Consider the following 5,490-nt stretch of genomic DNA (forward strand, 5'->3'; position numbering starts at 1 on the left):
GCGGGCGGCCCTGCGGGCCGTGCTCGACGGCCGCTGCGCGGCCGGCTGTGATCGCGCCTGCGGCGCACGCTTTTCGCCGTGAAGCCTGCGGCATTCTACGGGCGTCGTCGTCCGTGCAAGCGGCTGCGCCGCCGGCTCCGCCGAGAACTTCGGCACGCGGTCGCTTCGCTCCCTTATTTCGCGCCGAACTTCTCTCCCCCGCCGCCCTACGGGTTGCACTCCCTCCTCTCGCCCTGAATGGCACTTCGTGCCTTCACGGCAAAAACGTGGAGGAGGGGTCAGGCAGACGGCCCGGAATAGTACTAACACCGTCACCGGAGGTAGGACGATGGCACGCAAGATCAAGAACACCAAGACCCCCGAGCAGCGCCGCGCCGAGGCCGAGGCCCTGCAAGCCTCCATCGCGGAGCAGGTCGAGCAGCTGCGCAACTCCGAGGCGTGGACCCGCTTCCTCGACTTCGCTCGCTCCTTCCACCGCTACAGCCTGGGCAACCTCCTGCTAATCCTGGCCCAGTGCCCCGAGGCCACCCACGTCGCCGGGTACCGCACCTGGCAGAAGCTCGGCCGCCAGGTCCGCAAGGGTGAGCGCGGCATCCGCATCTTCGGCGGCCGCGACGTCGTAACCACCGAGGAGGACGAGCAGACCGGCGAGGAGAAGCAGACCCGCCGCACCCGATTCTTCCCCGTCTCCGTGTTCGACATGAGCCAAACCGACCCCATCGACCCCGAGGCCGAGGACCCCAGCACCATCGCCCACCGCCTCACCGGAGACGACCCGCTCGGCATCTTCGAGGCCGTGGCCGACTACCTCACCGGCCAGGGCTGGACCGTCGAGCGCGCGCCGATCCCCGGCGAGACCAACGGCTACACCACCACCGACGGCACCCGCCGCGTCGTCGTCGACGCAGCCCTGACCCCCGCCCAGGCCGCCAAGACCGCCCTGCACGAGGCCGCGCACGTCATCCTGCACGCCAAGGAGGACCCGGCCGAGTACATCACCCATCGCGGCATCAAGGAGACCGAGGCCGAGTCCGTGGCCTACGTCGTCGCCGGGATTCTCGGACTGGACACCAGCGCCTACAGCATCGGCTACGTGGCCGGATGGAGCCAGGGCGAAGCCGAGACCATCAAGGAGACCGCCGGCCGCGTGCTGCGCGCCGCCCACACCCTGGCCGAAGCCATCACCGAGACCGGCGAGGCCACCGAGGCCGCCTAGAAAAACCCCCAAGAGTACTATTGCCGTTGCCGCACGGTGACGGTAATAGTACTATTGGAGGTAGGAACAGCCCGAGGAGGAACCATGCGCACCACCCGGATCATCGGACCGGCCACCGGCCGGACCTACGAAGCCCACGACACCGGGGAGGCCGACCAGTGGACGCCATGAACGGCCCGGACCTGCTCGACGTCCTCGCCGCCGAGGACTCCCCCGACGTCGTGCACATGATCCTGCCGAACTTCGCCACCGCCTGCGGCCGCGACTTCCTCGACGTCAGCCAGGCCGGCCAGATCAAAGGAGCCAAGCTGTGGACACTCAGCAGCCAGCACACCACGTGCCCCGAGTGCCTGGCCCGCGGCCGGCAGGCCGGCGGACTGGCGGCCCTGTGCGAGCAGATCAGCCGGAATCAGGCCCCCGCACAACAGTGACCGCCATCAGCCCGAACAGTACTGTTGGCGGCAATAGGGGTGCGGCGGAATGGGGGCGTGCCGACGGACGCCGCGGGAGGCAGCAGCGCTGCCCCAGGTCCGCGCGCACCGATAGCGTCACGACCAGGCCCCTCGTCCTCGCCCGACCGCCCCAGGTCCGCCGTGGGCGAGGGGCCGCCACCCCTCGCGCACCCCGGCCCGCCCGCGACGGAGCGCGCGCGGGCACACGGACGCCGGCCTGCCGGCCGGCGGCTGCGGATGTGTTTTTCTGCTCGTTCCTGGCGCTCCATCATGGCCGCCGCGCCCTGCGCGCAAGCGGCTGCGCCGCCGGCTCCGCCGAGAACTTCGGCACGCGGTCGCTTCGCTCCCTTATTTCGCGCCGAACTTCTCTCCCCCGCCGCCCTACGGGTTGCACTCCGGGACGCTGCCGGCGGCCCATGCTCCGCTATCAGGAACGAGCCGAAAGAATGACCGACAGGAGGACCCTGCCATGTTGAGCGTGACCGTCTACACCACCGGCCCGAGCTGCAGCCGCTGCACCGTCACCAAGTCGGCGCTGACCAAGAAGGGCGTGCCCTTCGTCGAGGTCGATATCCGCACCAACCCCGCCGCCCGGCAGTACGTCACCGAGGACCTGGGCTACTCCGAGGCCCCGGTGTGCGTCGTCGAGGACGGCACCGGCGAGGACCACTGGTCCGGCTTCCGCCCCGACCACATCGCCCGCATCGCCACCCGCACCGAGTGACCCCGTTCCCCCTAACAGTACTAATAGAGGCAGGAGCCATCATGCCGACCATCGTCCTCACCCGACTGGCGGACCTGCGCGCCGGTGACGTCATCCTCAGCCTGGACGGCCGCCGCTACCGCACCCCGCTACGGGTCACCGACGCCCTCGGCCCGATCGCCCCCGGATCGCCCGTGCACGGCGTGCGCCTGGAGCCCCCGAACCCGGCCAGCGGCATCGAGTGGGTGTTCTACCCCTCGCAGATGGACGGTCACCGATTGGAGGTGGAGCGGCCGGCCCCCTTGCACTACCATTCTCCCTAACAGTACTATTCGAGTTGCAACCCCGAACCGAGGAGGAACCATGAGTTACATCGTCCGCACCGGCAACCTCGCCGCCGCCCCCGAGCTGCGCCAGGGAGAGCGTGGCCCCTACACCTACGCCCGCGTGATCGTCTCCGACCGCATCCGCCAGGAGGACGGCAGCTACACCGACGGGCCGCCCATCGCCTACGACGTCGCCGTGAGCGGTGCGCAGGCCACCGCCCTGGTAGAGACCGCCGAGCGCAGCGGCAACGTGCGCGTCACCTTCGCCGGCCGCTACCGGGTCACGGAGTACCGCGGGGAGCAGGGCACCCGCATCCAGCACGAGGTGCGCGCCGATGAGGTCGCCGTCAGCCTGCGCGGCCAGTCCGTCAGCGTCGAGCGGGCCGGCCGGGTCGACGAGCACGAGCCGGCGTTCTGAGTCAGCGGCCACAGGGGTGCGGTGCTCCATTGGTGAGCGCCGCACCCCTAAGAGTACTCTGGACCCTATTGGAGGTATTACCGTGACCGCTCGTATCTACGCCCTGTGCAACCAAAAGGGCGGCGTCGGCAAGTCCACGACGACGTTCCACCTCGCCCGCGCCGCGGTGCTGCAAGGCCGGCGGGTGCTGGTGGTGGACAACGACCCGCAGGGCAATCTCACCGCCGTGGCGGCCGCCGAGCCGGTGGGGGAGGACCAGGCGGGCTTGGCCGACGCGCTCAGCGCCCGTGCCCCGGAGACCGTGGCCGACGTCATCGTGCCCGGCGTGTGGCCGGGCCTGGACGTGGTGCCGACGTCCGGGGTGACGCTGGGCTACGTGCGCGATGAGCTCGTGATCGCCGGGGCCGGCCGTGAGGGCCGGCTGCGCGAGGCGCTGGCCGAGGTGGCCGGCGACTACGACGTGATCCTCATCGACTGCGCCCCGTCGTTGGACCAGCTGACCATCAACGGACTGACCGCCGCCCAGGGCGTGGTGATCGTGACCCACTCCAAGCAGTGGAGCTTGTCGGGCCTGGCCCAGCTGCTCGACACCATCGACAACGTGCGCCGCTACTACAACCCCGGCCTGAGCGTGGCCGGCGTGGTCGTCAACCAGCACGAGGAGCGCACCGTGTCGGGACAGACGTGGCTCGACGAGCTGCACACCGCCGCCGAGACCCGCGGGCTGCGCGTCCTGGCCCCGCCGATCCCCAAGCGCGTCGTCATCGCAGACGCCACCGAGGCCGCCCGCGGCCTCGACGAGTGGGGCAGCGCCGAGGCCGCCGCGCTGGGCGCGCTCTACACCGACCACCTGACCGTCATCGAAGGAGAGTCATGACCACCTCGAGCAGCCGCAGACCGGCCCCGCGCCGGTCGAGCCTGGCCGGGCAGAGCCCCGTCGCACCGCCAACACCACCGACCCAGGAGGAACCCGAGACGGCACCACCGGGTGCGGAGCGTCAGGAGGAGGCACCGCGGCCGCGGAAGAAGGCCACGAAGTACCGCCACAAGGTCTCCTTCTACCAGGACCCCGAGGACACCGGCCGGGTGCGCGGGGCGATCCTGCACACCATGACCACCGAGGGACCGCGCACGCTGTCACAGTTCATCAACGACGCCGTGATGGCCGAGGTCGAACGACTGGAAGCCAAGTACAACGGCGGCAAGCCGTTCCCGTCCGTGGGGGCACGCGAGCTACCCCAGGGCCGACCGATGGGGGGGTAGCCATGACCAGCAACGAGGACATGACCACCGAGCAGAGCCCGGACCCGATCACCCAGGCGATCACGGCACTGACCGCCGCGGCCCGGCGCACGCGGGTGCGCGGAGCCGGCACCGAGCACGCCCAGGTCGAGCCTGTCGACTTCGCAGAGATCGCCTGTCACGTGCTGACCACCGTGGCGGCCAACGTCGGCGGCGTCGAGGCGCTGCTGGCCGGCCGGCCCGGATCGTGGGAAGCCGACTACGTGCGCCAGATCGTGCACAGCACCGCCGGCACCGAGCCCGGTGACCTGCTGCGCTGGCGCACCGAGCCGGTGCGCCTGGTGCTCGACGTCGAGGACACCTTCTACGACTTCGGCCTGACCCAGATGTACGACGAGGAGCGTGCCGATGCCATTACGCGCGAGAGCGACGAGACCCTGACCGAGGACCAAGCCGCCGAAGCCGCAGCCATCACCGAGGCCATCGACACCCTGTGGGAGCAGGACAAGGCGGCCTATCTGACGGCCTACACCGCCGCGGTGCGCGCCGCGCTGACCGAGCACGGCGTCACGTGCGACGTCGAGGTGGTCGAGCTGGTCCGCGGCGAGACCGAGACGTGGGACTACCTGAGCAGCCAGCTGCACGAGGTCGCCCGAGCGCGCACCCCGCTGCCGATGACCGGCGAGGCCCCGGACTGGAGCGCCGGCACCCCGGCCGAGGCGCTGCGCCGGGCCGGACTGACCTACACCGCCCGCGCGCAGGAGACCCTGCGATGAGCCAGCCACTGGACCTGTACCACCGCACCAACGTCGACGCCGCCCGCGCCATCGTCGCCACCGGCCAGTTCCTGACCCGCGAGAACACCCGCGAGGCGTTCGTCTCCACCCACGTCGACGGCCAGGCCACCGGCTACGGCGAGGCCGTCGTGCACGTGCGCGTCGACGCCGCAGACGCCCAGCTCGACGACGAGTTTCCCGACGGCGAGCAGCACTACCGCATCCCGCTGGACCGGGCCGAGGTCGTCGAGGCGTTCACCCTCAGCCCCGAGGGGCAGCGGGTCCCTCTTGCCGGCACCGTGACGGTCACCCGCGCGGCCTCCTTCCCCGCCGCGCCCCAGGCCCGCGACGTCACGG

The 5,490-nt window shown here is 70.8% G+C and carries 9 protein-coding genes; all 9 read left to right on the plus strand.

Going from position 1 to position 5,490, the window contains the following annotated elements; all coding sequences use genetic code 11:
* Window positions 1-328: 328 nt before the first annotated feature.
* Window positions 329-1,216, plus strand: a complete 888-nt coding sequence (locus M6444_RS17055; protein ID WP_298330095.1) for an ArdC-like ssDNA-binding domain-containing protein — start codon at window positions 329-331, stop codon at window positions 1,214-1,216.
* Window positions 1,217-1,374: 158 nt separating this feature from the next.
* Window positions 1,375-1,647, plus strand: coding sequence for a hypothetical protein (locus tag M6444_RS17060; RefSeq protein WP_034722272.1), 273 nt, complete (start codon window positions 1,375-1,377; stop codon window positions 1,645-1,647).
* A gap of 490 nt (window positions 1,648-2,137) precedes the next feature.
* Window positions 2,138-2,392, plus strand: coding sequence for a glutaredoxin family protein (locus M6444_RS17065; RefSeq protein WP_298330102.1), 255 nt, complete (start codon window positions 2,138-2,140; stop codon window positions 2,390-2,392).
* A 41-nt stretch (window positions 2,393-2,433) separates the two neighbouring features.
* Window positions 2,434-2,694 carry a hypothetical protein gene (locus M6444_RS17070; RefSeq protein WP_298330104.1) on the plus strand — a complete coding sequence of 87 codons (261 nt, stop codon included), beginning with the start codon at window positions 2,434-2,436 and terminating at the stop codon, window positions 2,692-2,694.
* Between the two features lie 40 nt (window positions 2,695-2,734).
* Window positions 2,735-3,115 (plus strand): single-stranded DNA-binding protein, encoded by a 381-nt coding sequence (locus M6444_RS17075; protein ID WP_298330106.1) that lies wholly within the window; start codon window positions 2,735-2,737, stop codon window positions 3,113-3,115.
* Between the two features lie 82 nt (window positions 3,116-3,197).
* Window positions 3,198-3,992 carry a ParA family protein gene (locus M6444_RS17080; RefSeq protein ID WP_051518398.1) on the plus strand — a complete coding sequence of 265 codons (795 nt, stop codon included), beginning with the start codon at window positions 3,198-3,200 and terminating at the stop codon, window positions 3,990-3,992.
* Window positions 3,989-4,378, plus strand: a complete 390-nt coding sequence (locus tag M6444_RS17085; RefSeq protein ID WP_298330114.1) for a hypothetical protein — start codon at window positions 3,989-3,991, stop codon at window positions 4,376-4,378. Before M6444_RS17080 ends, M6444_RS17085 begins: the two co-directional genes overlap by 4 nt.
* A gap of 2 nt (window positions 4,379-4,380) precedes the next feature.
* Window positions 4,381-5,133, plus strand: coding sequence for a hypothetical protein (locus M6444_RS17090; RefSeq protein WP_298330116.1), 753 nt, complete (start codon window positions 4,381-4,383; stop codon window positions 5,131-5,133).
* Window positions 5,130-5,490: hypothetical protein (locus tag M6444_RS17095; protein ID WP_298330118.1), on the plus strand; the 361-nt coding region annotated here is incomplete at its 3' end. The genes M6444_RS17090 and M6444_RS17095, both read left to right, overlap by 4 nt.

Source organism: Haloactinopolyspora sp. (assembly GCF_027324685.1).
Classification (GTDB): Bacteria; Actinomycetota; Actinomycetes; order Jiangellales; family Jiangellaceae; genus Haloactinopolyspora.

Excerpts from the sequence above, each read along its gene's own strand:
- M6444_RS17055 (WP_298330095.1), top strand. The coding sequence starts at position 329 with ATGGCACGCAAGATCAAGAACACCAAGACCCCCGAGCAGCGCCGCGCC.
- M6444_RS17065 (WP_298330102.1), top strand. The coding sequence starts at position 2,138 with ATGTTGAGCGTGACCGTCTACACCACCGGCCCGAGCTGCAGCCGCTGC.
- M6444_RS17070 (WP_298330104.1), top strand. The coding sequence starts at position 2,434 with ATGCCGACCATCGTCCTCACCCGACTGGCGGACCTGCGCGCCGGTGAC.
- M6444_RS17075 (WP_298330106.1), top strand. The coding sequence starts at position 2,735 with ATGAGTTACATCGTCCGCACCGGCAACCTCGCCGCCGCCCCCGAGCTG.
- M6444_RS17085 (WP_298330114.1), top strand. The coding sequence starts at position 3,989 with ATGACCACCTCGAGCAGCCGCAGACCGGCCCCGCGCCGGTCGAGCCTG.
- M6444_RS17090 (WP_298330116.1), top strand. The coding sequence starts at position 4,381 with ATGACCAGCAACGAGGACATGACCACCGAGCAGAGCCCGGACCCGATC.